The organism is Bacillus sanguinis (genome assembly GCF_018332475.1).
Lineage (GTDB): Bacteria > Bacillota > Bacilli > Bacillales > Bacillaceae_G > Bacillus_A > Bacillus_A sanguinis.
The window spans coordinates 1-26,419 of sequence record NZ_BOQB01000220.1; the positions used below are offsets into that span (position 1 = coordinate 1).

Here is a 26,419-nt window from a genome sequence, read left to right on the forward strand (position 1 = left end):
ATTATTAGCAAGAAAACGCTTACGCGAAAAAGGTGAAGACTTTCCTTATATGAGGAAGGTCTTCTTTCGTATGTAAAAGATTATAAAAAAGAAAATATGTAACATACTACTAGTAAAGAAAGGGGGCAGAAATATGACAAATCAAAATGGTAGTAAAGGGAGCGGAAATCAAGGCTCACCGAAATCAGGGCAATTTCAGCAAGAGTTTAGCACTGAATTTGAGACTGGTAATGATAACAAAGGAAAAGAATATCGTTCGAAAAAAGGAAGTAAATCAAAAAAGGAGTGAATCATTTCACTCCTTTTTTGATTTAAGATGCTGCAGATTGATCCGTATTATATTTTTCTTCTGATTTTGCGACAATCATTGCGCAAATTGCATCACCAGAAATATTTACAGCTGTTCGTGACATATCTAGAATGCGGTCAATACCGATAATTAAGGCAATACCTTCTACTGGTAGATTGACTTGATTTAATACCATCGTAAGCATTACAAGTCCAACACCTGGTACACCGGCAGTACCGATACTAGCTAGTACAGCAGTTAAAACGACGACAGCTAATTGGGATATAGTAAGCTCAACTCCATATACTTGAGCGATAAACACAGTTGCTACACCTTGCATAATGGCAGTACCATCCATATTAATCGTTGCACCTAGTGGTTGGACAAAAGAACTTATCGCTTTTGGAACGCCAAGTTTTTCTTGTGCTGTTTTCATCGCAAACGGAAGAGATGCATTAGAACTAGATGTACTAAATCCAATTGCCATTACCGGTCCGAAATGTTTAAAGAAACGGACAATACTTTCTTTTGCTAATACTTTTAATAATCCGCCATACACGAAGACGCCGTGAATAATAAGTACTAGCATAACGACAATCATATACTTGAACATCGCAGCGACGCCTGCAAGACCCATTTTACCAACGGATGAAGCGAGCAATCCAAATGTTCCGATTGGAGCTAATTTCATAACGAGATTAACAAGATACATCATTAATTCGTTGCCCTGTTCAAGTAATGAATGGATACCTTGAACTCGTTTTCCTAAAATAGCGATACCGAGCCCGATTAATACGGCAAAAGCAATAATTTGTAACATGTTTCCATCAGCCATCGCTTTTGCTGGATTATCTGGTACGATATTGAGCAATGTATCGACGAAAGATGTTTCGGTTTTTGCACCTTCATATTTAAGGCCTTCGGTTTTAAAGTTACCGCCAGATCCTGGTTGTATAATAAGTGCAAATGTAACTGCAATAGAGATGGCAACGGCTGTAGTGACAAGAAAGAATGAAATTGATTTTAAGCCGATTCTTCCAAGTTGTTTCGGGTCTCCAAGCCCAGCAGCCCCAAGCACGATAGAAATGAACACAACAGGAACAACTAGCATTTTAATGAGTCGAATAAACAATTGACCAAGTGGATTGAACACATATTGATTTAATGGTTCAAAAATGGATGGTGCAGCTAAATTTAAAGTGAGTCCGACAACTAAACCGAGAAATAATGCAAGTAAGATTGCTTTTGTTTGTTTCAATAAAATCCCCCCCTTATTTTTTGTGAAATAACTTTCTACATTAATTGTACCGAAAAAATACCTATTTTGACAATGTTTTCTGAATATTTTGTATAAAAACATCTATTTTCATGTAGAGAGGATTACATTTTGTATTTGAAACACAAAATAGGCCATCGCATTGGATGGCCTAGGGAAGGGGACAATTTATGTCAATTTAATTAGGGATGGAAGTTGTTCAAGACACTGGGGAATGTCTTATAAATTAGGGAGGAACAACTTCGATACATATACTATAAAAGATAGATGTGACCCCCGTGTGAACATAAAGTGAAAGAGAGAGGGAGTTTTAAATAGAAGATAGAGCAAACAAAAATAAGACCATCACACAGGATGGCCGAAGGAAGGGGACAATTTATGTCAATTTAATTAGGGATGGAAGCTACTCAAAGACACTGGGGAATGTCTTATAAATTAGGGAGGAATAGCTTCGATACATATACTATAAAAGGTAGATGTGACCCCCGTGTGAACATAGAGTGAAAGAGAGAGGGAGTTTTAAATAGAAGGTAGAGTAAACAAAAAAATAAGACCATCACACAGGATGGCCGAAGGAAGGGGACAATTTATGTCAATTTAATTAGGGATGGAAGTTGTTCAAGACACTGGGGAATGTCTTATAAATTAGGAAGGAACAACTTCGATACATATACTATAAAAGGTAGATGTGACCCCTATGTGAACATAGAGTGAAAGAGAGAGAGAGTTTTAAATAAATGGCAGAGTAAACAAAAAATAAGACCATCGCATATGATGGCCAAAGGAAGGGGACAATTTATGTCAATTTAATTAGGGATGGAAAGCTGTTCAAGACACTGGGGAATGTCTTATAAATTAGGGAGGAACAGCTCCGATACATATACTATAAAAGGTAGGTGTGACCCCCATGTGAACATAGAGTGAAAGGTATGAGGATTTGAGAAACGATACATATAAAATGTTTATTACAAGAGTTGTAGAGTAAGAAGAAATATAATAGAAAGTATCTTGTCATAAATGAAATGAACTTCAAGTATAAATAAAAGTTGAAAACTAGGAAAAAAAGGATTATGCTCAACTATATTATAAGAATATAAGGTTTATCCCGCTGTTTAAGGTTTCTTATAAGCTTTTATTTATAAGGGGAAAAGGGAGTTAGTGAAATGGAAGTAACAAAAAGACAAGGTCTGTATAATCGTTTTATACGATTAAATCCACCACAAATATTAGCGTTAGGTTTTTTCTGCTTAATTGTGGTTGGCGGTTTGTTATTAAAGTTACCATTTGCAACGAAAGTACATATTAGTTGGGTAGATGCTTTCTTTACGGCAACGTCAGCAGCAACTGTAACGGGATTGGGAGTAGTAGATACTGCAAGTACTTTTACGATGTTTGGCGAGATTGTTATTATGTTTTTAATTCAAACAGGTGGTTTAGGTCTTATGACAATTGCCATTTTAATTGTTTGGGTATTAGGTAAAAAAATCGGATTACGCCATCGATTATTAATCGGAGAGGCATTTAATCAAACGAATATAGGTGGTCTCGTAAAATTAGTAAAACGTGTCTTTATATTTTCAATTTGTATTGAGCTTATTGGAGTCTTCTTTTTATCGTTTCGCTTTATTCCAGAGTTTGGCTTTGGAAAAGGTGTATATTATAGCATTTTTCACGTTATTGCATCTTATAATAATGCTGGATTTGCTCTATGGCCGGATAATTTAACAAGGTATGTAGGAGATCCTATTATTAATATTGGGATTTGCTCTTTAATCGTAATAGGTGGTCTCGGTTTTACTGTATTAATTGATATATGGTATAGCCGTAGTTTTCGAAAACTATCGCTTCATTCCAAAATCATGATTGTTGGAACGGTAGCGCTAAATGTGATAGCGATGATTGTGATTTTTGCATTGGAATATAATAATGTGAAGACGTTAGGGGATTTATCTTTTAATGAAAAGTTATGGGCTTCGTTCTTCCAAGGTATTACTCCTCGTACAGCTGGATTTAATACAGTTGACTACGGGGGTATGGAAGAATCATCTATATTATTTACGATGGTTTTAATGTTTATTGGTGCAGGAAGTGTATCAACGGGTGGAGGGATTAAATTAACAACATTTGTTATTTTAGTTACATCTGTCCTTTCTTTCTTTAGAAAAAAAGAGGAAATCGTTTTATTTCAGCGCACAATTAAAATGTCAACAGTAACGAGAGCATTAGCCATTGCTGTTGCCAGTCAAATACTCATTTTTGCAGCAGTATTTGTATTAATGCTTACAGAAAATTTCAGTTTTATTCAGTTACTATTTGAAACAATTTCAGCGTTTGGAACAGTAGGGTTAACGATGGGTATTACTGCAAAGTTATCAGCGTTTGGAAAATGTATTATTATGTTTGTTATGTTTTGCGGATTAATTGGACCGTTAACACTTGTGTTTTCTTTAGCACGACCAGCAAAACAAAAAATTAAATATCCATCGGAAGATGTATTTACAGGATAAGGTATCCCGCATAAGCGAGATACCTTTTTCTTTTTAAAAAAGGGAGAACAATAATCCGACAAGTGCTACTCGGAATAAAATTGCAATGAGTGCTGCAATTCCGCCGACAATCGCAGCGATACCACCAGTTACAGTAGCTCCGCGATTATAAGCGTAAATCCCTAGTAATACAGAAACAAGACCAAATAATGTTGGGAAGGTAAAGAGTGATAAGATAGATAAGGCAAGAGCGATAAAGCCAGCAGTTGATCCAGCGGCGGACGATCTTACATCATCTTTATGATCTTTCTCATCGTAATCATAATCAATGCGCTGTGGTGCAACCTCAGCTGCATATTCTTCTTTATAGTCACTATAATCACTATCTATTCTATCTCTTTTTTTATACTCATCAAATTTCTCAGTCAAAGTCATAACTCCTTTCATAACAAGGTTCAATAGTAGTATGTATCTCTTTTTCTTTTTTATCCCGCTTTAATGGGCAGTAAGCCCCCACCTCAAAATTCAGCGAAAGCAAAGAAGTTAGATGGGGGGAGGACTGCCCATTAAAGTCCGATTGGTGAGGGCTAACAATCAGCGGGGAATGAAGACCCCCATTGATTAAAGTTTCACTTTATCTGAGTATGTACAGGGAGTAATATCCATCTAGAAAGAGGAAATTGTTTTTTTGAAATAGGAAAAGTTAGTATGACTTCCTCTATTTTGGAAAGTATAAAAAAGAATAATGAGGAAAGGGTGCAATACATAATGGAACATCCAATTGAAAATTTAATGAAAACAGCAATGACAAATTTAAAAGAGATGGTAGATGTAAATACGATTGTTGGAAGTCCAGTTTCAACAGCTGATGGAAATGTAGTATTAACAGTATCTCAAGTGGCTTTTGGTTTTGGTGCCGGTGGAAGTGACTTTAAAGGTGATTTTATTTCCGAAAAACATAATAACGGACAAGGGCAGCATAAAGAGAACAAGCAAGCTCATCCGTTTGGAGGCGGAAGTGGGGCTGGGGTTTCTATTAGCCCAGTTGCTTTTTTAGTAGTTGGTTCTAACGGTGTGCAAGTATTGCACCTCAATAGTAGTACGCATTTAATTGAGAAGGCTTTAAATACTGTACCAAGCACGGTAGATAAATTTGTAAATAATCGTCAAAAGTGAACTTGCATTTTTTAGGAATTATGATATATTAGAAAAAGTGCGCTTTATGATGATCGGAATAATTGAACTGTAAATATATATGATGTGTGGAATAAGGGAGAGGAATTTATGATTAATATCAAAAACTTAGTAGTTGGCTTATGTATGTTAGTAAGCGGCTTTGTTGTATATGTAATAAAAGAAAAAGCTCCATTCTAAAACAGACAAACCGTTACTGTCTGTTTTTAATTTGTGCAAAATGTTGACAAGTTATTGTATTGGTGTTAAAATTTTAATTCGTGTCTCGGTTACAGCTAGTATAAAGTAAATAAATCTTATAAATATAATACGAAAAGTTTGCGAAAGATCGGGTAGTCTTACCAACAACTTTTGTGAACAAACCCTATAAATTATAAGTGTAGGCTTTATAGGTATACTAGTGAATCAAGGAGCGGTCAGTGGAACCGTAATGATGAGAGAGAGGTAGGGCTTTCATCCAGTATATGTTACTTTCCCGTTAGGTGAATATAAAAAAGAGGATTCCTTTTCAAAAGGAGTCCTCTTTCTTTTTTAAGTGCGGCTCTCAACTTGCTGACAAATTTCATCTGTTGTTAAACCATGAGCTGTAATTACCGATCCCTTAATGGATGTATCTGCAATACCCATCATATTGGAATCTTGCCCAGTTACAACACAACAATCGCATCCTTGTGCATCATGTTCGGAGTGAAGGGTAACAACCTCATGTCCTTGTTGCTTAAGGGCATGTTGAACATCTGTTAATAAGTTTTCAACGCCAATTCTAGCCATAATTCTCACCTCCTACTATCTAGTTGCTAGTATGCTCAAGTACATCGCATATATTTATGCAAAGATGGTAGGAAGCCTTATGTTTATCCTGCTATTTACAGGTCGCTTAATTAACGTATCACTTTACTTAGTCGTTATATACACCAGTAAGCATTTGACTTACGAATTGATCGTTTAAAGTATCTTGGGCGGAAGAAGTATTTGAATGAATGTCGATTGAAGCAATAAAATTATTATGTTCTTTATGATTTGGTTCTACCTCTACATAATTATCGAATCTACAAAAACCTTTCGTATCCATTAGATCAAATAGTTGCAGCATTTCTACTACCTCTTGTCTCGTTCCTTTAATTTGTACACACGCCATATTGTTTTCCTCCTTCATTTTGACAAATTGTTTTTTAAAAATAGGATTATGATTCCGAAATGAAAAATATGAATGTTAATTTTAGACAGCGTTATTTTTATTATTTTCCTCCTTTTTCAGCAAAAGTCGTTATATATTCCCGAATTTATAAAAACGGACGTCCGTTTATTGAATACAATAGATTCGTATCAATTGATGAAAATCCTTCTTTTAAACAAATATTTTTTTAGTAGAAATTGGCGAAAAAAATTTTTTGACTTTTTGTAAACGTTAACAATGTTGTTAAATCAATACAATTAAAGATGTACGTACGAATAAAAATTATAAATTTTCTAAAAATTCACTTGATTTATTTAGAAAGGAGAGTAAACTAGGAAACAATAAAAAATTCATAGAACATAGGAGGGGCTTTCCAGTGAACGAGCAATGGATTTTCTTAAATGGAGAATTTGTTCCAAAAGACGAGGCAAAAGTATCAGTATATGATCACGGTTATTTATATGGAGATGGAGTATTTGAAGGAATTAGAGTCTATAGCGGTAATGTTTTCCGTTTGAGAGAGCATCTTGTCCGGTTATATGAATCAGCAAAATCCATCATGTTAGAAATTCCATATTCTTTAGATGAAGTAACGAATATTGTTGTTGAGACGATTCGACAAAATAAATTATCTAATGGATACATTCGCCTAGTTGTATCGAGAGGAGCAGGAAACCTTGGATTAGATCCTGATTCTTGTCCGAAACCGAATGTAGTAGTAATTGCAGAGCAACTATCTTTATTCCCGCAAGAGTATTATGAAAAAGGGATTCCAGTTGTAACAGTTGCAACGCGCCGAAACCGCCCAGATGTATTGTCGCCTCAAGTAAAATCTTTAAATTACTTAAACAATATTTTAGTTCGCATCGAAGCAAAATTGGCTGGAGTACAAGAAGCGCTTATGTTAAATGATCAAGGATACGTAGCTGAAGGCTCAGGAGATAACGTGTTTATTGTAAAAGGAAATAAATTAATTACACCACCAAGTTCTGCTGGAGCGTTAGAAGGTATTACACGAAACGCTATTTTAGAAATCGGTGAAAAACTTGGATATGACGTTAGAGAAGAGTTATTTACAAGGCATGATGTATATGTAGCTGATGAAGTATTTTTAACAGGAACGGCTGCGGAAGTAATTGCTGTTACGACAGTAGATGGTAGAACGATCGGTTTAGGGCAAACAGGTCCACATACGAATCGTTTATTAGAAGAATTCCGAAAGTTAGTTATAGAAGATGGAGAGAAAATTTACGAAGAAAATAAAGTTGGATAACAACTTTTTATAACATAAGAAAGCGTTGAGAGGGAGGAGTAGTTGATTGTGAAGCCTCACAGAGAGTCGGTGGTTGCTGGAAACCGATGGTTCACGTCGACGAACATCGCCCTTGAGTGCTAAGCTGAAGCATTTGTCTAGGCTTAGACGGTAGCTCCGTTATTAGCTAGACTCATTTATGGGTCACTGAGGCAAGAGTATTCTTGCAAAGAAGGGTGGTACCGCGAAATCTTTCGTCCCTTCAGCACATAGCTGGAGTGTGGACGTAGGATTTTTTTTATTGATAAAAGTTTTTAAAAGGGGGCTTATGAGAACAATGTCTTCAAAAACGGAAGAGAAACTGGCAACCGGTGCACAGCTATTGTTAGAAGCGCTAGAAAAGGAAGGAGTAGAAGTGATTTTTGGTTATCCTGGTGGTGCAGTTTTACCTCTTTATGATGCGCTCTATGACTGTGAAATTCCGCATATTTTAACAAGGCATGAACAAGGAGCTATTCACGCGGCGGAAGGGTATGCCAGAATTACTGGCAATCCTGGGGTTGTCATTGCAACGAGTGGACCAGGTGCTACGAATGTAATTACTGGTCTAGCAGATGCGATGATTGATTCATTGCCACTTGTTGTATTTACAGGGCAAGTAGCAACAACGTTAATTGGAAGCGATGCTTTCCAAGAAGCGGATATTATGGGGCTTACGATGCCAGTGACAAAACATAACTATCAAGTGCGAAAGGCTTCAGATTTACCTCGAATTATTAAAGAAGCATTTCATATTGCTAGAACAGGAAGACCAGGCCCAGTCGTCATTGACCTTCCGAAAGATATGGTAGTAGAGCAAGGCGAACGATGTAGTGATGTGCAAATGGATTTACCAGGATACAACCCTAATTATGAACCGAATCTACTGCAAATAAACAAATTATTACAAGCAATTCAGGTTGCAAACAAGCCATTAATTTTAGCTGGAGCAGGTGTATTGCATGCGAAAGCTTCAAAAGAATTAACAAGTTTTGCTCGTAAATATGAAATTCCTGTTGTGCATACATTACTTGGTCTTGGTGGGTTTCCACCAGATGATGAACTATTTTTAGGGATGGGAGGAATGCATGGTTCTTACACAGCTAATATGGCGTTATATGAATGCGACTTACTCATTAATATAGGCGCGAGATTCGATGATCGTCTTACTGGAAATTTAGCTTATTTTGCGAAAGAGGCGACTGTCGCGCATATCGATATTGATCCAGCAGAAATCGGAAAAAATGTACCGACTGAAATTCCTATTGTTGCAAGTGCTAAGCAAGCGCTCCAAGTATTACTTCAACCAGAAGGAAGGAAAGAAAATCATCATGAGTGGCTCTCTTTATTAAAGAATAGAAAAGAAAAGTATCCACTCTCTTATAAACGAAATTCTGAAAGTATTAAGCCTCAATATGCAATTGATATGTTATATGAAATTACGAAGGGAGAAGCGATTGTAACAACAGATGTTGGGCAACATCAAATGTGGGCAGCCCAATATTATCCGCTCAAAACTCCAGATAAATGGGTAACTTCAGGAGGACTAGGAACGATGGGATTTGGATTTCCGGCAGCAATTGGTGCACAAATTGCAAAGCCTGATGAACTAGTTATTGCAATTGTTGGTGACGCTGGATTTCAAATGACTCTGCAAGAATTAAGTGTGTTAAAAGAACACTCTTTACCTGTTAAAGTATTTATTTTAAATAATGAAGCTTTAGGAATGGTAAGACAATGGCAAGATGAATTTTATAACAAAAGATATTCGCACTCTTTACTATCGTGTCAACCAGATTTCGTTGCTCTTGCGAATGCGTATGGTATAAAAGGAGTTCGCATAGATGATCCACTTCTTGCAAAGAAGCAAATACAGCAGGCGATTAAATTACAAGAACCAGTCGTAATTGATTGCCGTGTACTTCAATCAGAAAAGGTAATGCCGATGGTTGCGCCAGGGAAAGGTGTTCACCAAATGGAGGGAGTGGAAAAAAGGTGAAGAGAATTGTTACAGCGACAGTTCGAAATCAAAGTGGTGTGTTAAACCGAATTACAGGTGTTATGACACGAAGGCATTTTAATATTGAAAGTATTTCAGTAGGTCATACAGAGTCATCGGACATATCACGGATGACGATTGTTGTACACGTTGAAAATGAACAGCAAGTTGAACAGTTAATTAAACAACTTCATAAGCAAATTGATGTTCTGAAAGTATCAGATATTACAGAAGAAGCGATGATCGCAAGAGAACTTGCACTTATAAAAGTCGCAACATCAGTAGCAAGAGCAGAATTATATAGTTTAATTGAACCGTTTCGAGCCGCTGTAATAGATGTTGGGAAGGATTCCATAGTTGTGCAAGTAACCGGTACGCAGGAGAAAGTAGAAGCGTTAATTGAATTACTTCGTCCATACGGTTTGAAAGAAATTGCTAGAACAGGTGTAACAGCATTTACGCGTAGTATGAAAAAACAAGATAAGCAAGTTATGTTAATTCAATAATCATTTAAATATAGGGGGAAATGAAAATGGCAAAAGTTTATTATGAGAAAGATGTAACGGTAAATGTATTAAAAGAAAAGAAAGTAGCGATCATCGGATATGGCTCGCAAGGTCATGCGCATGCGCAAAACTTGCGTGATAACGGATTTGATGTAGTAGTAGGTTTAAGAAAAGGGAAGTCTTGGGATAAAGCGAAAGAAGATGGATTTTCTGTATATACAGTAGCAGAAGCAGCGGAGCAGGCTGATTTAGTAATGATTTTACTACCGGATGAACTGCAGCCAGAAGTATATGAAGCGGAAATTGCACCAAATTTAAAGGCAGGAAATTCTCTCGTTTTTGCACACGGATTTAATGTTCACTTTGATCAAGTGAAACCACCAGCGAATGTAGATGTATTTCTAGTAGCACCAAAAGGGCCAGGACATTTAGTTCGCCGTACGTTTGCTGAAGGCGGAGCTGTTCCGGCACTATTTGCAGTATACCAAGATGCAACAGGAGTTGCGACTGAAAAGGCAATTTCTTATGCTGATGGAATTGGAGCGACGAGAGCGGGCGTATTAGAAACGACATTTAAAGAAGAAACAGAAACAGATCTATTTGGAGAGCAAGCTGTACTTTGCGGCGGAGTAACTGCGCTAGTAAAAGCTGGATTTGAAACGTTAGTTGATGCAGGATACCAGCCTGAACTTGCATATTTTGAATGTTTACATGAACTAAAACTAATCGTTGACCTTATGTATGAAGGCGGACTTGAAAATATGAGGTATTCAGTTTCAGATACAGCGCAGTGGGGTGACTTCGTATCAGGACCACGCGTTGTGACTGAAGATACGAAGAAAGCGATGGGTGCAGTACTAGCAGAAATTCAAGATGGTACATTTGCGAGAGGTTGGATTGCAGAGCATAAAGCAGGAAAACCAAATTTCCATGCGACAAATGAGAAAGAGAATGAACATGAAATCGAAGTAGTTGGACGTAAATTACGTGAAATGATGCCTTTCGTACAGCCACGAGTAAAGGCAGGGGTCAAATAATATGAAGCAGATTTTGTTCATGGATACGACGCTACGTGATGGCGAACAATCACCAGGAGTGAATTTAAATGAACAAGAGAAATTGCAAATTGCAAGGCAATTAGAGAGACTAGGTATTCATGTCATGGAAGCTGGCTTTGCAGCAGCTTCCGAAGGGGATTTTCAATCGGTAAAACGCATTGCAAATACAATTCAAAATGCGACAGTTATGAGTTTAGCTAGAGCAAAAGAAAATGATATTCGAAGAGCATATGAAGCGGTGAAAGGTGCTGTATCTCCTCGTCTACACGTATTTTTAGCTACAAGTGATATTCATATGAAATATAAACTTTGTATGTCAAAGGAAGATGTATTAGATAGTATTTACCGCTCGGTTACACTCGGAAAATCATTATTTCCGACAGTACAATTTTCTGCAGAAGATGCGACAAGAACAGAAAGAGATTTTTTAGCTGAAGCAGTAGAAGTTGCGATTCGTGCAGGAGCAAATGTAATTAATATTCCAGATACAGTTGGATATACGAATCCAGAAGAATATTATTCCCTTTTTAAATACTTACAAGAATCCGTTCCTTCCTATGAAAAAGCAATTTTCTCTTGTCATTGTCACGACGATCTTGGGATGGCTGTAGCAAATTCGCTAGCTGCGGTTGAAGGCGGAGCATTGCAAGTAGAAGGAACAATTAATGGAATTGGAGAAAGAGCAGGGAATGCGGCGCTAGAAGAGGTCGCAGTTGCTCTTCATATTAGAAAAGATTTCTATAAAGCAGAGTCTTCTATGACGCTAAAAGAAATTAAAGCGACGAGTACATTAGTAAGCAGATTAACAGGTATGGTTGTACCGAAAAATAAAGCGATTGTTGGAGCGAATGCATTTGCTCATGAATCTGGAATTCATCAAGATGGTGTTTTAAAAGAAGTGACAACATATGAAATTATTGAACCCGCGCTTATAGGTGAATCTCAAAATCTATTCGTACTTGGAAAACATTCTGGACGTCACGCATTTACAGAAAAAATGAAAGAGCTTGGCTATGAATTTACAAAGGAAGAACGAGACGCGGTGTTTGAAGCATTCAAAAAATTAGCTGATCGTAAGAAGGAAATTACGGAGGAAGATTTACGTGCACTTATGCTTGGGGAAGCAGCATTTGCGGCTCAACAATATAACATTACGCAACTACAAGTACATTTCGTATCAAATAGTACACAATGCGCGACAGTTGTACTAAAAGACGAGGAAGGAAATGTATACGAAGATGCAGCTACTGGCTCAGGTAGTATTGAAGCGATTTATAATGCAATACAAAGAATTTTAGGTTTAGAATGTGAATTGGCAGATTATCGCATACAATCTATTACACAAGGTCAAGACGCACTGGCCCATGTTCATGTTGAATTAAAAGAAGGAACGCATCAAGTATCAGGTTTTGGTGTCGCGCAAGACGTATTGGAAGCGTCGGCGAGAGCATATGTTCATGCGGCGGGGAAATTAAAATCTTTTATCCAGCTTGTGAAATAAGTGGTTGATAGGTGAGAGAAGCATTCCTCACCTATCAAATTAAAGTTCTGAAAATTCAGTTAAAGGAGTGTTGAAATTGGAAAAACGTATCGTTTGTTTAGCTGGTGATGGTGTTGGTCCGGAAGTTATGGAAAGTGCGAAGGAAGTATTGCATATGGTAGAAAGATTATATGGACATCGTTTTCATTTGCAAGATGAGTATTTTGGCGGGAGTGCTATCGATTTAAATGGGCAACCATTACCACAACGAACGCTTGCCGCTTGTTTAGCAAGTGATGCAGTTTTACTAGGGGCAGTTGGTGGACCAAGATGGGATAGTGCGAAAGAAAGACCCGAGAAAGGATTATTAACTTTAAGAAAAGGGCTCGGTGTATTTGCGAACGTTCGCCCTGTAACGGTAGAAAGTGCAACGGCACATTTATCGCCATTAAAAAAGGCTGATGAAATTGATTTCGTTGTCGTTCGTGAGTTAACAGGTGGGATTTATTTTTCTTATCCGAAAGAACGGACGGACGAAGCAGCAACAGATACACTTACGTATCATCGCCATGAAATTGAACGTATCGTTTCGTATGCTTTTCAATTAGCGAGTAAGCGGAAGAAAAAAGTAACATCGATTGATAAGGCGAATGTATTAGAGTCTAGTAAACTATGGCGAACTGTGACAGAAGAAGTAGCGCTTCGTTACCCAGAAGTTGAACTAGAACATATTTTAGTAGATGCCGCTGCGATGGAGTTAATTCGAAATCCAAGACGGTTTGATGTAATTGTAACGGAAAATTTATTTGGAGATATTTTGAGTGACGAGGCTTCCGTACTAGCTGGATCATTAGGGATGCTTCCATCAGCAAGCCATGCGGAAAAGGGACCTTCATTATACGAACCTATTCACGGATCAGCACCGGATATTGCCGGGAAAAATAAGGCAAATCCAATTGCCATGATGCGCTCCGTTGCTATGATGCTTGAGCAATCGTTCGGATTAACGAGAGAAGGGTGTGCAATTGAAGACGCAATTTCAGCAGTCCTTAAATCAGAAAAATGTACAGCCGATATCGGAGGGACTGAAACGACTACTTCATTTACGAAGGCAGTTATGCAAGAAATGGAAGAACAAGCGCTAGTAGGGAGAGGGAGATAATGGGGAAAAGGTTGCTAGATAAGCTTTGGGAAAGACACGTAGTTACGACAAACGAAAATGGGTTGGATTTATTATATATCGATCTTCATCTTGTCCATGAAGTAACGTCACCGCAAGCCTTTGAAGGCTTGCGGCTTACAAATCGAACGGTCCGTAGACCAGATTTAACATTCGCAACGATGGATCATAATATTCCAACGAAAGATGTTTGGAATATTACCGATCGCATTGCGAAACAACAACTAGATACACTGCGGGAAAATTGTAAACAATTTCAGGTACCGTTAGCGGATATTGGAGATGAAGAGCAAGGGATTGTTCATGTTATCGGACCAGAACTTGGGCTCACGCAGCCAGGAAAAACAATTGTTTGTGGTGATAGTCATACAGCAACACACGGTGCGTTTGGTGCGCTAGCGTTTGGCATTGGTACGAGTGAAGTCGAACATGTATTGGCAACGCAAACGTTATGGCAACGTAAACCGAAAGCGATGGGCATTGAGTTAAAAGGGAAATTACAGAAAGGCGTTTACGCAAAAGATATTATTTTACATCTCCTTTCAAAGTACGGTGTAGCAGTTGGAACTGGATATGTAATGGAATTTTACGGAGAGACAATTGGAGCTATGGAGATGGAAGAGAGAATGACGCTTTGTAATATGGCAATTGAAGGAGGAGCGAAGGCTGGTATTATAGCACCAGATGAAAAAACATTTGCTTATGTAAAAGGACGTAAATATGCACCGAAAGATGATGAAGCTTTCGAGAAAAAATGGTCTGAGCTATATACAGATGCAGATGCAATTTATGATTTACATATTTCGGTAGATGTGGCGGATTTAGCACCGTATGTTACGTGGGGAACAAACCCGAGTATGGGTGTTCGTATTGATGAAAAATTGCCAGAAAAGTATGATGCAAATGACGAAAGAGCATTTTCTTATATGGGATTAAGTCCTGGACAAAGTACGTATGACATTCCAGTTCAGCATGTTTTTATTGGATCTTGTACAAATTCAAGGCTCTCTGATTTAGAAATTGCTGCATCTGTTGTGAAAGGGAGAAAGGTAAAAGAAGGTGTGCGAGCACTCGTTGTGCCTGGATCGAAAAGAGTAAGAGAAGCTGCGATGCAAAAAGGACTACATCACATCTTTGAAGAAGCAGGATTTGAATGGAGAGAACCTGGATGTTCAATGTGTCTTGGAATGAATCCAGATCAAGTACCTGAAGGAGAGCATTGTGCTTCCACTTCAAATCGTAATTTTGAAGGAAGACAAGGAAAAGGAGCGCGAACACATTTGGTTAGCCCAGCAATGGCGGCAGCAGCTGCGTTATATGGTCATTTTGTTGATACTAGAAAGGAGAGTTATGATGGAGCCATTTCGTATTCATAAAGGTACTGCCGCAGTACTGATGAATGATAACATTGATACAGATCAAATTATTCCGAAGCAATATTTAAAGAGAATTGAAAGGACGGGATTTGGCAAATATTTATTTGATGAATGGCGTTATGATAATAACCGCCATGAAAACCCTAATTTTCCGCTTAATGCACAAGATAGAAAAGGGGCGAGTATATTAATTACAGGTAATAATTTTGGTTGCGGTTCTTCAAGAGAACATGCTCCGTGGGCGCTTGCAGATTATGGTTTCCGCGTTATTATCGCTGGCGGGTTTGCAGATATTTTTTATATGAATTGTATGAAAAATGGTATGTTACCAATTGTAATGGATAAAGAAATGCGAGAACAACTTGCCAAAACGGGTGCGAGAGAACAAGTAGAAGTAGATTTAGAGAAAGAAGTTATTACAACGAGTACGCACAGGTTTCATTTTACAATCGAGAAAATGTGGAAAGAGAAATTATTAAATGGTCTAGATGAAATTAGTATTACAATGCAATATGAACAAGAAATTGTAGAATATGAAAGGGAAACAGCTTTATATTAAGAAATAACGGAATGTTCGAAATGTATTTACATTCAGAATTAAGTATTATATACTATGTAAAAAATCAGAGGAGAAAGGGAGTAAGTATTATGAAAACAATGCAATCTATTGAAATGCTTACACAACTACATCATCATACATAAAGCCCTTGAACCTAGCGTGAAAACGTGTAGGCACAAGGGTTATTCCCGTTGTACCTACACTCTACTAAAGAGCCTTGTAGGTATTTTGTCTACAAGGCTCTTTTTATTTTCGGTTTAGGTGAATGAAATAGGCATACATTAAAAAGGGAAAGGTGTGAGAATTTAGATGGCAAAATGGAAACGGGCAAATCCAAATGGAACGAGAGACTATTTATTCGAAGAATGTACGTTAATTGAAGAAGTGGAGCAAAAATTAAGACGTACTTTTTTAGAGCGAGGTTATGAGGAAATAAGGACACCTACAATTGAATTTTATGATGTATTTGCCTTTCAAAATAGACCGATAGATGAAGAAAAGATGTATAAATTTTTTGATGAAAAGGGACGAATTATCGTTTTGCGTCCAGATATGACAATTCCTTTAGCGAGAGTAATGGGAACGCAGAGGTGGGATACGCCGCTAAAACTGACGTATGGCGGGAATGTATTTCGAGCGAATGAGTCCCTTACTGGAAAATATAATGAAATTGTACAAAGTGGTATTGAAATTATTGGGATTGATAATGTAAGAGCTGAAATTGAATGTGTCATAAGCGTCATTCAATCACTTCAAAAGGTGAAGGTGCAATCTTTTACAATAGAGATTGGGCAAGTGCAGCTATATAAATGTATTGTCAAAAAGCTCTCCATTCATGAAGAAGAAGAGAGAGTACTTAGAACGTATATTGAAAGTAAAAATTATGCCGCTCTATCGAATTTTATTAGAGAAAAGAAATTAGATCGATGTGATGAAACCGTAAGATTACTTGAGAAATTACCAAGGTTATTTGGGAATTTAGAAGTGATTGAGGAAGCGGAAAAACTCGCCTCGAGTAATGAAATGAAAATGGCCATCGCCAGAGTGAAAGAAATATATGAAGCCATTGAAAAACTAGGCTATGGATCTTACATATCAATTGATTTAGGTATGATTCAACATCTAGATTACTATACAGGGGTTATTTTCAAAGGGTATATATATGAAATTGGAGAAGAAATTGTTAGTGGCGGAAGATATGATGAGTTAATTGGAAATTTTGGAGAAATGTTACCGGCTGTGGGACTCGCGGTGCAAGTCAATCAAATTGTGAAGGCGCTGCAAGAGCAGCAAGAACCATATGAACGAAAGAAAATAGATATTATCATTCATTACGAGTTAAATAGATTAGCAGAAGCGGAACGATTACGAAATTTACTTCAAAAGGACGGGAAAAAAGTAGCGCTATCTTTATTCTCTAATTTAAATGATACTTTTCAATTTGCAAGAAAAAATCAAATAGTAACGGTCGTTGAGGCAAAGAATGAATCATTAGTGGAATATGTATGGAAAGAGAAATGGGTCGTCCAGAAAGAAGGAGAAACTTCATGCGTAACATTCAAATTGCGTTAACGAAAGGAAGATTAGAGAAGTATGTGATTCCACTCTTTGAGCAAATTGGAATTGATTGTTCAGAGCTCAAAAATAAAGGACGAAAGCTTGTCTTTCAAAGTAAAAATACAGATATCTCATTTATTTTAGTGAAAGCAGTAGATGTTGCTACTTATGTAGAACATGGAGTAGCTGATATTGGGGTTGTTGGAAAAGATATTTTAATGGAAAACGAGAAAGATATTTATGAAATGTTGGATTTAGGAGTAGGCGTGTGTAAGTTTTGTGTAGCTTCTATTCCTACATATAACCCGAAGAGCTACCGGAAGAAACGTATTGCAACGAAATATCCCCATATTACTTCTAACTATTTTCATGATAAAGGAGAGGATGTAGAAATTATTAAAATAGAAGGTTCTGTAGAAATCGCTCCTATTCTTGGATTGGCAGATGCAATTGTTGATATTGTGGAAACAGGAACAACATTACAAGAAAATGGACTCATTGTATTTGAGGAAATGTGTTCTATATCTGCTCGAATGATTGTAAATAAGGCTGCATTAAAAACTAAAAAAGACGAAATATTCAGTATTATAAATATGATGGAGCAAGAAATATTGTCAGGAAAATAGGGGGGCTTGTAATGGAGATCGTTTGTGAAGATTTTCAAAAGGCGTTATCGAAAATAAAATTGCTACGAGAAAACGCTAATATAATAGAAGAAACTGTTCAAAGAAGTGTAAGAGAGATCGTTCAAAATGTAGGGGAGAATAGGGATGAGGCCCTATCTTTTTATACAAACAAGTTTGATGGTGTGGAGATAAAAGAGTTTCGTGTAAGTAAAGAAGAAATAAAACGAGCGAGTATGTTTGTAGAAAATTCATTTTTAGAAGCGTTACAAGAGGCGAAGAAAAACATTATTTCGTATCACGAAAAGCAAAAAAGGCAATCCATATTCGATTGCGAGAGTAAAGGCATCATTAGGGGACAAATCATTCGGCCGTTAGAAAATGTAGGCGTATATGTGCCAGGGGGAACTGCTTCGTATCCTTCATCAGTGTTAATGAATGTATTGCCAGCAAAACTCGCAGGTGTGAAAAAGATTGTAATGGTAACACCGCCGAGAGAAGGAGGAGTTGATCCCTATATTTTAGTTGCTGCAAGCCTTGCAGGGGTAGATGAAATGTATACGATAGGTGGCGCGCAAGCAATTGCTGCTTTAGCATACGGGACGGAATCGATTCCGAAAGTGGATAAAATAGTTGGACCAGGAAATTTGTACGTCGCTCTAGCGAAACGAGAAGTATATGGAATAGTAAATATCGATATGATTGCTGGACCGTCAGAAATTGTAGTTATCGCTGATGAAACCGGTAATGCAAAATATATCGCTGCTGATTTATTATCACAAGCAGAACATGACGCGAGAGCAACGGCAATTTGTATTACAACGAATATAGAGTTAGCAAAAGAAGTAGAAAAAGAGATAGAAAGACAGTTAGAAACATTACCAAGAAGCGAAATTGCACGTGAATCGATAAATAGAAATGGAGCCATTTGTATCGTTCCTTCTTTAGATGAGGCACTAAAGTTGTCGAATGAAATCGCTCCAGAACATTTAGAGTTACATATAAAAGAACCGATGAATGCTCTGGCCTATGTGAAACACGCAGGATCTATTTTTCTTGGACCATATGCACCGGAACCGCTCGGTGATTATTTAGCAGGACCGAATCATGTGTTACCGACAAGTGGAACGGCAAGATTTTTCTCACCGTTATCAGTCGATGATTTCGTGAAAAAATCAAGCTTTCTGTCTTATACGGAGGAAGCGTTAAGAGAAGTACAACATCATATTGTAGAACTTGCCAATAAAGAAGGGTTACATGCGCATGCGAGAGCAATTCAAATAAGATTTGAGGAGGAAGAATGATGCGTGAGTCTAGTCAAATACGTGAGACGACAGAAACAAAAATAAAATTAAGTTTACAGCTTGATGAAGGAAAGAACGTTTCTGTGCAAACGGGAGTGGGATTTTTTGATCATATGCTAACTTTATTTGCAAGGCATGGAAGATTCGGTTTACAAGTGGAGGCGGAAGGCGATGTATACGTTGATGCGCATCATACAGTTGAAGATGTTGGAATTGTACTCGGAAATTGTTTGAAAGAAGCATTGCAAAATAAAGAGGGGATTAACCGTTATGGCTCTGCTTATGTACCGATGGATGAATCTTTAGGTTTTGTTGCAATTGATATAAGCGGACGCTCGTATATTGTGTTTCAAGGAGAATTAACGAATCCAAAGCTAGGGGATTTTGATACAGAACTAACAGAAGAGTTTTTTAGAGCAGTTGCTCATGCTGCCAATATTACATTACATGCTCGCATTTTATACGGAAGCAATACACATCACAAAATTGAAGCATTGTTTAAAGCGTTTGGTAGAGCGCTTAGAGAAGCAGTCGAAAGAAATACCAACATTACTGGTGTAAATTCAACGAAAGGGATGTTGTAATTGATTGCTATTATAGATTATGGAATGGGAAATATTCGTAGTGTAGAACAAGCATTACAGTATATTGGAGCAGCGTACATCGTAACAAGTGAGAAAGAAGAAATTTTTAGAAGTGATGGAGTAATTTTACCAGGAGTAGGTGCATTTCCAAAAGCGATGAATGTATTGGAAGAAAAAGATTTAGTGTGTGTATTAAAAGAAGTCGGGCGTTCAGGAAAACCGCTTCTAGGTATTTGTTTAGGAATGCAGCTTTTATTTGAAAAAAGTGAGGAATTACAAGACTGTAACGGATTAAGTTTATTGCCAGGTGTTATTCGAAAGTTAAAGGTTCCTTATAAAATTCCACATATGGGATGGAATGAGTTAAAGAAAGAGGGAGAAATAGCACTTTGGAATGGAGTAGAGGACGGTTCTTTCGTATATTATGTCCACTCTTATTACGCAGATTGTCCTAATGAAATTGTGTATGGAATAAGTGAATATGGGGTGAAAGTACCTGGTTTTGTAGCAAAGGGAAGTATATATGGCGCGCAGTTTCATCCTGAAAAAAGTGGTGACATAGGAATGCAAATGTTGAAAAATTTCAAAGGAGTGGTAGAAGCATGGAAATCTTCCCAGCTATCGATTTAAAAGAAGGTCGATGCGTTAGACTGTATCAAGGCGAGTTTAGTAAAGAAACAGTAATGAATGAAAATCCGGTTGCACAAGCGATTATATTTGAAAAGTTGGGAGCGAAAACACTACACATTGTTGATTTAGATGGTGCAGTTGCTGGCGAGTCAGTAAATTTACTCGTTATTGAAAGAATTTGCAAGGCAGTATGTATTCCTGTCCAAGTTGGAGGAGGAATTCGCTCACTTGTAGCGGTGGAGAAGTTATTGTCAGTAGGTGTAGATAAAGTGATTTTAGGAACAGCTGCTCTTTATGATAAGGCATTTTTAGAAGAAGCAGTTCTTCTATATAAAGAGAAAATCATTGTTGGCATTGATGCGAAAAATGGTTTCGTAGCAACGAGAGGCTGGCTTGATGTATCTGAAATTTCTTACATTGATTTAGCGAAGCAGATGGAGAATGTAGGTGTTCAAACGATTGTGTTTACAGACATTTCGAAAGACGGGACACTTGCAGGGCCGAATGTAGAGCAATTGGAGTTACTACAAAAAAACGTTGCTATTCGTCTTATTGCTTCTGGAGGAGTGGCCTCTATTCAAGATGTGAAAAAATTAAATGATATGAATATATACGGCGTCATAATTGGTAAGGCTCTTTACGAGAAAACGATTAATTTAGAAGAAGTGTTAGAGGTAACAAAGTTATGTTAGCGAAACGTATTATTCCATGTCTAGATGTGAAAGAAGGCCGAGTCGTAAAAGGTGTAAATTTTATAGGATTACAAGACGTCGGCGATCCTGTTGAAATAGCAGCTTTATATAATGAGGCGGGAGCAGATGAAATTGTATTTTTAGATATTACGGCAACGCATGAAGGACGAAAAACAATTATCGATGTTGTAGAAAAAACAGCTTCGAAAGTATTTATTCCTCTTACAGTTGGCGGGGGGATTTCAAGTGTTAAAGATATGTACAATTTACTAAGAGCGGGAGCAGATAAAGTTTCAATTAACTCAGCGGCAGTGCGAAATCCAAAGCTAATCAAAGAAGGGGCAGAACACTTTGGCTCACAATGTATTGTCGTTGCAATTGATGCTAGAAAAATAGCAGAAGATAAGTGGAATGTATATGTGAACGGCGGAAGAGTTGATACGGGAATGGATGCAATCGGGTGGGCAAAGCGCGTTACCGAGCTAGGGGCAGGCGAAATTTTGTTAACGAGTATGGATGCAGATGGAACGAAAAATGGATATGACCTTCGTTTAACAGAAGAAATTTCAAAAAGTGTTTCCGTGCCAGTCATTGCGTCAGGCGGATGTGGTCATGTTGATCACATTATAGAAGTTTTTCAAAAGACAACAGTTGATGCAGCGTTAGCGGCATCTATCTTTCATTATGGTGAGGCGACAGTGCAGGACGTAAAGAGAAAATTAAGAAATGCAAACGTTGAGGTGCGGTTATGAAACCTAACTTTTCAAAAGGATTATTACCTGCAGTTGTAATGGAAGAAGGGACAAAAGAAGTTTTAATGCTAGCTTATATGAATGAAGAAGCATATGAAAAAACGCTAGAAACGAAAAGAACTTGGTTTTATTCTCGTTCAAGAAGGTCGTTATGGAATAAAGGAGAAACATCAGGAAATGTCCAATATGTGCAATCTCTTTATTTAGATTGTGATCAAGATTCAATTGTTGTTGTCGTAAAGCAAGTAGGGCCTGCTTGTCATACGGGAGAAAAAACATGTTTTCATTACAAAATTATTTAGGGGGATACATATGGAAAACGTCTTTACATTACTATTTGAAACAATTGAAGAACGAAAGAGAAATCCACTTCCTGAATCATATACAAATTACTTGTTTTCAAAAGGAGAAGATAAAATTTTAAAGAAAATTGGTGAGGAATGCACGGAAGTAATTATCGCATCTAAAAATAATGATAAAGAAGAGTTAGTGAAAGAAATGGTTGATGTATTGTATCACTGCTTCGTTTTATTAGCCGAAAAAAATATATCATTAGAAGATATTATGGCGGAAGTGACAGAAAGAAATGGGAAGCTTTCGAGAGTAGGGGACAGAAGAGAAATAGATACATTATAGGGGGAATAGGTATGAAAGTGGATTATCACATTCATTTAGAAGAAGGACCGTATTCAATAGGGTGGCTAGCTAAAATAAATGAAGCATTGCAACATTATGAACCACTTAAAGAAGAAAAACATTCTATGGAATGGCTTGTGAAAACACAAGAACGCCTGCAAAGACGTGTGAAAGAAGGGCCGTTTACAACGAAATGGATTGATTTATATTTAGAAGAAGCTTTGCGAAAAGGTATAAAAGAAGTTGGGATAGTCGATCATTTATACCGTTTTTATGAAGCGAAAGAATACTATGAAAGATATGTCGATATTAGTGATTCAAGACTTGGTCGTTTACAGAAGGAATGGTTAGATCAAGTAAGGGTAGCGTCACTACATGATTTTACAAAGGCAATTGAAGAGGCGAAAGAACGATGGAGTAAAAGAGGTGTTACGCTTAAACTTGGGATTGAAGCGGATTACTTTATTGGTGGTGAACAAGAATTACAATCTTTACTCGCATTAGGAGATTTTGATTATGTAATTGGTTCTGTTCATTTTTTAAATGGCTGGGGATTTGATAATCCAGATACGAAAGAATATTTTAAGGAACATGACTTATATGCTTTATATGATACATTTTTCAAAACGGTTGAGTGTGCAGTTCGTTCTCAGTTATTTGATATAATAGCTCATCTAGATAACATAAAAGTATTTAATTATCGGTTAGATGAGAATGAACAACTTTCGTATTATAAGAAAATTGCACGTGCGTTAGTAGAAACAAATACGGCAACGGAAATAAATGCGGGGTTGTACTATCGCTACCCTGTGCGCGAAATGTGCCCGAGTCCGCTATATTTACAAGTATTAGCTAAGCACGGGGTTCCGATTACACTCTCTTCAGATGCTCATTATCCAAATCATTTAGGAAAATACGTGGAAGAGAATATAAAGACGTTACGTAATCATAATATTACTCACTTAGCTACATTTACGAAACGAGTAAGAACGATGAGATTACTGGAAGAAGAAGTAACAATTTCAAAATGATCACGATTTTTTGATGAAAACCCTCCTTTTTGTTCAAAATAAGAAAGAATAAAAAGGAGGGTGAAAAATGGCGAAACAACAAAATAAACAAAATGTACAAGGTGCGCAGCAACAAGCGTATACTTCTGAAACAACGAATACTGCTCAGTCAGTTATTGAGGAGCAAATTAGCGATACAGTTGCAGAAGGAACGATTGATGTGAAACTCGGAAAAGCATCGCAAGAAAAAGCGTAAAAAGAGGGGAGACTTGCATCTCCTCTTTTTTCATGGAAAAGTGTCGATTTTCAAAACTATAATCAAATTCCTTGGTTTTTATATGTGGATTTCTTACAATGAAAGATAAGAGATATCTTATTTTCTATAGAAGAGGTGTTAGTAGTGGCAAAAATATTAGTAGCAGGGAAAATTCCAGCAATCGGATTAGAACTATTAAAAGGTCATGATGTAGAAATGTACGATAAAGAGGCATTAATTTCTTTAGATGAATTAACAGAGCGTGTAAAAGATAAAGATGCATTGTTAAGCCTACTTTCTACAAAAGTGACAAAAGAAGTGATTGATGCAGCACCTAATTTGAAGATTGTTGCGAACTACGGCGCTGGTTACGATAATATTGATTACTCGTACGCTGGAGAAAAAGGGATTTCGGTAACGAATACACCGAAAGTATCAACGGAAGCGACAGCAGAATTAACATTCGCACTTCTTTTAGCAGCTGCACGTAGAATTCCTGAAGGTGATACGTTATGTCGTACAATTGGATTTAATGGATGGGCACCGTTATTTTTCTTAGGCCGTGAAGTATATGGTAAAACAATTGGAATTATTGGCCTTGGAGAAATCGGAAAGGCAGTTGCAAAACGTGCGAAAGCGTTTGGAATGAACATTTTATATACAGGACCAAATCGAAAACCTGAAGCTGAAAGTGAACTGGAAGCGACATATGTAACATTGGAAGAGTTATTACAAACAGCAGACTTTATTACAATTAACTGTGCGTATAATCCGAAATTGCATCATATGATTGATGAAGAGCAGTTTAAAATGATGAAGAAAACAGCGTATATTGTAAATGCTTCACGTGGACCAATTATGCATGAAGCAGCACTTGCTCATGCGTTAAAAACGAATGAAATTGAAGGGGCAGCTCTTGACGTGTTTGAATTTGAGCCGAAAATTACTGAAGAGTTAAAAGGATTAAAGAATGTAGTACTTGCTCCTCACGTAGGAAATGCAACATTTGAAACGCGTGATGCGATGGCTGAAATGGCAGTAAGAAATATTTTAGCTGTATTAAATGGTGAAGAACCTGTAACACCTGTAAATCAAAAAGTATTCGTTACAAAATAAAAAGAAACCTTCCGGAACCGGAAGGTTTCTTTATTTTTCTTTATTTGCTCTTTTTGATGGTCTTTGTCTAAGGAATTGAGATAGCATGTACAAAATATATAGTGGAATAGCAATGAATAAGAAAACAGAAAAATTACCGAACCCTGTTTGATACATTGTGATAATGATTCCAACTAAAAATAGTGTAATAATGATGCTATATCGTGGAATTGGTACATCTTTTAAACTTGGGATACGAATGCGGCTCACCATTAAAAATGCGAACGTTACAAATACTGTAATAAGAACGATTTTTGGAATGGTATGTGAAAATAATGTTAAGAAAGCAACAAGCCCTCCCGCTGCTGTAATCGGTACCCCAGTGAAATATTTCATTGAAGTAGAAGATGGTGTTACATTAAATCGTGCTAAACGATATGCTCCGAAAAGAGGGAATAGCCCCGCTATGTATAGTCCGATGATTCCATAATTAGAGAAAGATGTGTAATACATAAGAACAGCAGGTGCTGCACCAAATGTTACGACATCCGCAAGCGAGTCAAGCTCTTTTCCCATTTGTGAATCAACACGTAATAAACGAGCAACACGCCCATCAAGACTATCTAACATCATCCCGATAAGTACTAAAATAGCAGCTGATTTATAATATCCTAAAGATGCATAGCCGATTGACAAGAATCCACTATATAAATTTCCGAGCGTAAATAAGTTTGGAATAGCTGCTCTATACAAAATCTGATCCCTTGCTTTCTGTAATAAATTCTTAATTAGTGTATGAAAGTTTACTTATTTTATCATACCATAAATTTCTTTCTCATACGAAAAAAATTCCCAATTTGTGAAAGATTTCATAGAAGAATGATTTGAAAAAAAAGTAAAAAAAGAAGCAACTTTTATAAAGTTGCTTCTTTTACTATTCAAATTTCGTTGTCATCGTTCCGGTTTTATACTTATTTGTAGGATCGAAACGTAATAAATCTCCATAAATGAGTTTGTCGGAAAGTTTTAATTCAGTTTTTGCTTTTTCAATATTCGGTTGACATAATGAGATGTCTGCTTCTTCGCCTGTATTTCGTTTATAGCACATATTTTTTGTATACACATAATCTTCTGAAACGAAGCTACCATCACGCATTACCATAAGGGGGTCTTCTTCTTTAATAAATAAGTCAGTTCCAAATTCAACGGATTTATTTGTTTTAATACCAAGTAAATGAAGTAGCGTTGGTTTAATATCAATTTGACCAGACACTTTAGAAATGACTTTTCCTTCTTGACCAGGTACATGAATAATGAGAGGGACGCGTTGTAATTGCATAGAATCAAACGGTGTAATAGCGTCTTTCCCAAGGAACTGAGCCATAGCTGCGTTATGGTTTTCAGAAATA

Annotated in this window: 29 protein-coding genes, 1 pseudogene and 1 other annotated feature; of the genes and pseudogenes, 24 read left to right on the top strand and 6 right to left on the bottom strand. The window is 37.1% G+C overall.

Annotated elements, in window-relative coordinates:
* Positions 1-133 precede the first annotated feature (133 nt).
* Positions 134-289, top strand: a complete 156-nt coding sequence (locus KI369_RS21340) for an imidazoleglycerol-phosphate dehydratase (protein WP_212957304.1) — start codon at positions 134-136, stop codon at positions 287-289.
* A gap of 22 nt (positions 290-311) precedes the next feature.
* Here KI369_RS21340 and KI369_RS21345 read toward each other — a convergent pair whose 3' ends face one another.
* Positions 312-1,547 (bottom strand): dicarboxylate/amino acid:cation symporter, encoded by a 1,236-nt coding sequence (locus KI369_RS21345; RefSeq protein WP_212957305.1) that lies wholly within the window; start codon positions 1,545-1,547, stop codon positions 312-314.
* Positions 1,548-2,728: 1,181 nt separating this feature from the next.
* On the opposite strand from KI369_RS21345, the gene KI369_RS21350 reads away from it, so the two are divergent.
* Positions 2,729-4,072: a TrkH family potassium uptake protein gene (locus KI369_RS21350; RefSeq protein WP_212957306.1), complete on the top strand. Its 1,344-nt coding sequence runs from the start codon at positions 2,729-2,731 to the stop codon at positions 4,070-4,072.
* A gap of 33 nt (positions 4,073-4,105) precedes the next feature.
* Here KI369_RS21350 and KI369_RS21355 read toward each other — a convergent pair whose 3' ends face one another.
* Positions 4,106-4,498 (bottom strand): imidazole glycerol phosphate synthase, encoded by a 393-nt coding sequence (locus KI369_RS21355; RefSeq protein ID WP_073517663.1) that lies wholly within the window; start codon positions 4,496-4,498, stop codon positions 4,106-4,108.
* Positions 4,499-4,759: 261 nt separating this feature from the next.
* On the opposite strand from KI369_RS21355, the gene ytfJ reads away from it, so the two are divergent.
* Together ytfJ and KI369_RS21365 are read left to right on the top strand one after the other, a co-directional pair.
* Positions 4,760-5,227, top strand: coding sequence for a GerW family sporulation protein (ytfJ, locus tag KI369_RS21360; RefSeq protein ID WP_002020777.1), 468 nt, complete (start codon positions 4,760-4,762; stop codon positions 5,225-5,227).
* Positions 5,228-5,335: 108 nt separating this feature from the next.
* The gene (locus KI369_RS21365) at positions 5,336-5,425 is read left to right on the top strand and encodes a hypothetical protein (protein WP_000608225.1); all 90 of its coding nucleotides are present in this window, start codon (positions 5,336-5,338) and stop codon (positions 5,423-5,425) included.
* A 351-nt stretch (positions 5,426-5,776) separates the two neighbouring features.
* Here the strand turns inward: KI369_RS21365 and KI369_RS21370 are convergent, their stop codons facing one another.
* Positions 5,777-6,016 carry a YkuS family protein gene (locus tag KI369_RS21370; protein ID WP_212957307.1) on the bottom strand — a complete coding sequence of 80 codons (240 nt, stop codon included), beginning with the start codon at positions 6,014-6,016 and terminating at the stop codon, positions 5,777-5,779.
* Between the two features lie 127 nt (positions 6,017-6,143).
* The gene (locus KI369_RS21375; protein ID WP_212957308.1) at positions 6,144-6,383 is read right to left on the bottom strand and encodes a DUF3911 family protein; all 240 of its coding nucleotides are present in this window, start codon (positions 6,381-6,383) and stop codon (positions 6,144-6,146) included.
* A gap of 415 nt (positions 6,384-6,798) precedes the next feature.
* Between KI369_RS21375 and ilvE the strand changes: the two genes are divergently transcribed.
* The 20 genes from ilvE (at position 6,799) to KI369_RS21475 (ending at position 25,031) form a co-directional block, all read left to right on the top strand.
* Positions 6,799-7,695: a branched-chain-amino-acid transaminase gene (gene ilvE / locus KI369_RS21380; protein WP_212957309.1), complete on the top strand. Its 897-nt coding sequence runs from the start codon at positions 6,799-6,801 to the stop codon at positions 7,693-7,695.
* A 16-nt stretch (positions 7,696-7,711) separates the two neighbouring features.
* Positions 7,712-7,939: a binding site (T-box leader), on the top strand.
* Between the two features lie 72 nt (positions 7,940-8,011).
* Complete coding sequence (gene ilvB, locus KI369_RS21385) at positions 8,012-9,712, top strand: acetolactate synthase large subunit (protein ID WP_212957310.1); 1,701 nt, start codon at positions 8,012-8,014, stop codon at positions 9,710-9,712.
* Complete coding sequence (gene ilvN / locus KI369_RS21390; RefSeq protein WP_000822948.1) at positions 9,709-10,218, top strand: acetolactate synthase small subunit; 510 nt, start codon at positions 9,709-9,711, stop codon at positions 10,216-10,218. The genes ilvB and ilvN overlap by 4 nt, the downstream gene beginning before the upstream one ends.
* 26 nt (positions 10,219-10,244) lie before the next feature.
* A complete protein-coding gene (ilvC, locus tag KI369_RS21395) occupies positions 10,245-11,255 on the top strand; it encodes a ketol-acid reductoisomerase (RefSeq protein WP_212957311.1) in 1,011 nt (336 codons plus the stop codon).
* A 1-nt stretch (position 11,256) separates the two neighbouring features.
* Positions 11,257-12,777, top strand: a complete 1,521-nt coding sequence (gene leuA / locus KI369_RS21400; protein ID WP_212957312.1) for a 2-isopropylmalate synthase — start codon at positions 11,257-11,259, stop codon at positions 12,775-12,777.
* A gap of 76 nt (positions 12,778-12,853) precedes the next feature.
* Positions 12,854-13,918, top strand: coding sequence for a 3-isopropylmalate dehydrogenase (gene leuB / locus KI369_RS21405; protein WP_212957313.1), 1,065 nt, complete (start codon positions 12,854-12,856; stop codon positions 13,916-13,918).
* Positions 13,918-15,312, top strand: a complete 1,395-nt coding sequence (gene leuC, locus KI369_RS21410; protein WP_212957314.1) for a 3-isopropylmalate dehydratase large subunit — start codon at positions 13,918-13,920, stop codon at positions 15,310-15,312. Before leuB ends, leuC begins: the two co-directional genes overlap by 1 nt.
* Complete coding sequence (gene leuD / locus KI369_RS21415; RefSeq protein WP_212957315.1) at positions 15,290-15,871, top strand: 3-isopropylmalate dehydratase small subunit; 582 nt, start codon at positions 15,290-15,292, stop codon at positions 15,869-15,871. The genes leuC and leuD overlap by 23 nt, the downstream gene beginning before the upstream one ends.
* A gap of 309 nt (positions 15,872-16,180) precedes the next feature.
* Positions 16,181-17,443, top strand: a complete 1,263-nt coding sequence (gene hisZ / locus KI369_RS21420; protein WP_212957316.1) for an ATP phosphoribosyltransferase regulatory subunit — start codon at positions 16,181-16,183, stop codon at positions 17,441-17,443.
* Positions 17,419-18,054 (top strand): ATP phosphoribosyltransferase, encoded by a 636-nt coding sequence (gene hisG / locus KI369_RS21425; protein ID WP_212957317.1) that lies wholly within the window; start codon positions 17,419-17,421, stop codon positions 18,052-18,054. Before hisZ ends, hisG begins: the two co-directional genes overlap by 25 nt.
* 11 nt (positions 18,055-18,065) lie before the next feature.
* On the top strand, positions 18,066-19,355 hold the full coding sequence (hisD, locus tag KI369_RS21430; protein ID WP_212957318.1) for a histidinol dehydrogenase: 1,290 nt from the start codon (positions 18,066-18,068) through the stop codon (positions 19,353-19,355).
* Positions 19,355-19,939 carry an imidazoleglycerol-phosphate dehydratase HisB gene (gene hisB, locus KI369_RS21435; protein ID WP_212957319.1) on the top strand — a complete coding sequence of 195 codons (585 nt, stop codon included), beginning with the start codon at positions 19,355-19,357 and terminating at the stop codon, positions 19,937-19,939. Before hisD ends, hisB begins: the two co-directional genes overlap by 1 nt.
* Positions 19,940-20,569, top strand: coding sequence for an imidazole glycerol phosphate synthase subunit HisH (hisH, locus tag KI369_RS21440; RefSeq protein ID WP_212957320.1), 630 nt, complete (start codon positions 19,940-19,942; stop codon positions 20,567-20,569).
* The gene (gene hisA / locus KI369_RS21445; RefSeq protein WP_212957321.1) at positions 20,542-21,261 is read left to right on the top strand and encodes a 1-(5-phosphoribosyl)-5-[(5-phosphoribosylamino)methylideneamino]imidazole-4-carboxamide isomerase; all 720 of its coding nucleotides are present in this window, start codon (positions 20,542-20,544) and stop codon (positions 21,259-21,261) included. Before hisH ends, hisA begins: the two co-directional genes overlap by 28 nt.
* Entirely contained in the window at positions 21,255-22,013 is a 759-nt protein-coding gene (hisF, locus tag KI369_RS21450) for an imidazole glycerol phosphate synthase subunit HisF (protein WP_212957322.1), read from the top strand. Before hisA ends, hisF begins: the two co-directional genes overlap by 7 nt.
* Entirely contained in the window at positions 22,010-22,315 is a 306-nt protein-coding gene (gene hisI, locus KI369_RS21455; protein ID WP_073517398.1) for a phosphoribosyl-AMP cyclohydrolase, read from the top strand. Before hisF ends, hisI (KI369_RS21455) begins: the two co-directional genes overlap by 4 nt.
* Positions 22,316-22,325: 10 nt before the next feature.
* Complete coding sequence (hisI, locus tag KI369_RS21460; RefSeq protein WP_212957323.1) at positions 22,326-22,649, top strand: phosphoribosyl-ATP diphosphatase; 324 nt, start codon at positions 22,326-22,328, stop codon at positions 22,647-22,649.
* Between the two features lie 11 nt (positions 22,650-22,660).
* Positions 22,661-23,680 (top strand): histidinol phosphate phosphatase domain-containing protein, encoded by a 1,020-nt coding sequence (locus KI369_RS21465; protein ID WP_212957324.1) that lies wholly within the window; start codon positions 22,661-22,663, stop codon positions 23,678-23,680.
* Between the two features lie 67 nt (positions 23,681-23,747).
* A complete protein-coding gene (locus tag KI369_RS21470; RefSeq protein WP_212957325.1) occupies positions 23,748-23,915 on the top strand; it encodes a YozQ family protein in 168 nt (55 codons plus the stop codon).
* A gap of 144 nt (positions 23,916-24,059) precedes the next feature.
* A complete protein-coding gene (locus KI369_RS21475) occupies positions 24,060-25,031 on the top strand; it encodes an NAD(P)-dependent oxidoreductase (protein ID WP_238484945.1) in 972 nt (323 codons plus the stop codon).
* A gap of 30 nt (positions 25,032-25,061) precedes the next feature.
* On the opposite strand, the gene pssA is transcribed toward KI369_RS21475, so the two are convergent.
* Positions 25,062-25,763, bottom strand: coding sequence for a CDP-diacylglycerol--serine O-phosphatidyltransferase (gene pssA, locus KI369_RS21480; protein ID WP_000285422.1), 702 nt, complete (start codon positions 25,761-25,763; stop codon positions 25,062-25,064).
* Between the two features lie 181 nt (positions 25,764-25,944).
* Positions 25,945-26,419 (bottom strand): annotated as a pseudogene (locus KI369_RS21485) (hypothetical protein); the annotation flags it as partial.

Bases quoted from the DNA above. Each gene is read 5' to 3' on its own strand.
- KI369_RS21340 (WP_212957304.1), top strand. From the start codon at position 134: ATGACAAATCAAAATGGTAGTAAAGGGAGCGGAAATCAAGGCTCACCG.
- KI369_RS21350 (WP_212957306.1), top strand. From the start codon at position 2,729: ATGGAAGTAACAAAAAGACAAGGTCTGTATAATCGTTTTATACGATTA.
- KI369_RS21355 (WP_073517663.1), bottom strand. From the start codon at position 4,498: ATGAAAGGAGTTATGACTTTGACTGAGAAATTTGATGAGTATAAAAAA.
- ytfJ (WP_002020777.1), top strand. From the start codon at position 4,760: ATGACTTCCTCTATTTTGGAAAGTATAAAAAAGAATAATGAGGAAAGG.
- KI369_RS21365 (WP_000608225.1), top strand. From the start codon at position 5,336: ATGATTAATATCAAAAACTTAGTAGTTGGCTTATGTATGTTAGTAAGC.
- KI369_RS21370 (WP_212957307.1), bottom strand. From the start codon at position 6,016: ATGGCTAGAATTGGCGTTGAAAACTTATTAACAGATGTTCAACATGCC.
- KI369_RS21375 (WP_212957308.1), bottom strand. From the start codon at position 6,383: ATGGCGTGTGTACAAATTAAAGGAACGAGACAAGAGGTAGTAGAAATG.
- ilvB (WP_212957310.1), top strand. From the start codon at position 8,012: ATGTCTTCAAAAACGGAAGAGAAACTGGCAACCGGTGCACAGCTATTG.
- ilvC (WP_212957311.1), top strand. From the start codon at position 10,245: ATGGCAAAAGTTTATTATGAGAAAGATGTAACGGTAAATGTATTAAAA.
- leuA (WP_212957312.1), top strand. From the start codon at position 11,257: ATGAAGCAGATTTTGTTCATGGATACGACGCTACGTGATGGCGAACAA.
- leuC (WP_212957314.1), top strand. From the start codon at position 13,918: ATGGGGAAAAGGTTGCTAGATAAGCTTTGGGAAAGACACGTAGTTACG.
- leuD (WP_212957315.1), top strand. From the start codon at position 15,290: ATGGAGCCATTTCGTATTCATAAAGGTACTGCCGCAGTACTGATGAAT.
- hisZ (WP_212957316.1), top strand. From the start codon at position 16,181: ATGGCAAAATGGAAACGGGCAAATCCAAATGGAACGAGAGACTATTTA.
- hisG (WP_212957317.1), top strand. From the start codon at position 17,419: ATGCGTAACATTCAAATTGCGTTAACGAAAGGAAGATTAGAGAAGTAT.
- hisD (WP_212957318.1), top strand. From the start codon at position 18,066: ATGGAGATCGTTTGTGAAGATTTTCAAAAGGCGTTATCGAAAATAAAA.
- hisB (WP_212957319.1), top strand. From the start codon at position 19,355: ATGCGTGAGTCTAGTCAAATACGTGAGACGACAGAAACAAAAATAAAA.
- hisA (WP_212957321.1), top strand. From the start codon at position 20,542: ATGGAAATCTTCCCAGCTATCGATTTAAAAGAAGGTCGATGCGTTAGA.
- hisF (WP_212957322.1), top strand. From the start codon at position 21,255: ATGTTAGCGAAACGTATTATTCCATGTCTAGATGTGAAAGAAGGCCGA.
- hisI (WP_073517398.1), top strand. From the start codon at position 22,010: ATGAAACCTAACTTTTCAAAAGGATTATTACCTGCAGTTGTAATGGAA.
- hisI (WP_212957323.1), top strand. From the start codon at position 22,326: ATGGAAAACGTCTTTACATTACTATTTGAAACAATTGAAGAACGAAAG.
- KI369_RS21465 (WP_212957324.1), top strand. From the start codon at position 22,661: ATGAAAGTGGATTATCACATTCATTTAGAAGAAGGACCGTATTCAATA.
- KI369_RS21470 (WP_212957325.1), top strand. From the start codon at position 23,748: ATGGCGAAACAACAAAATAAACAAAATGTACAAGGTGCGCAGCAACAA.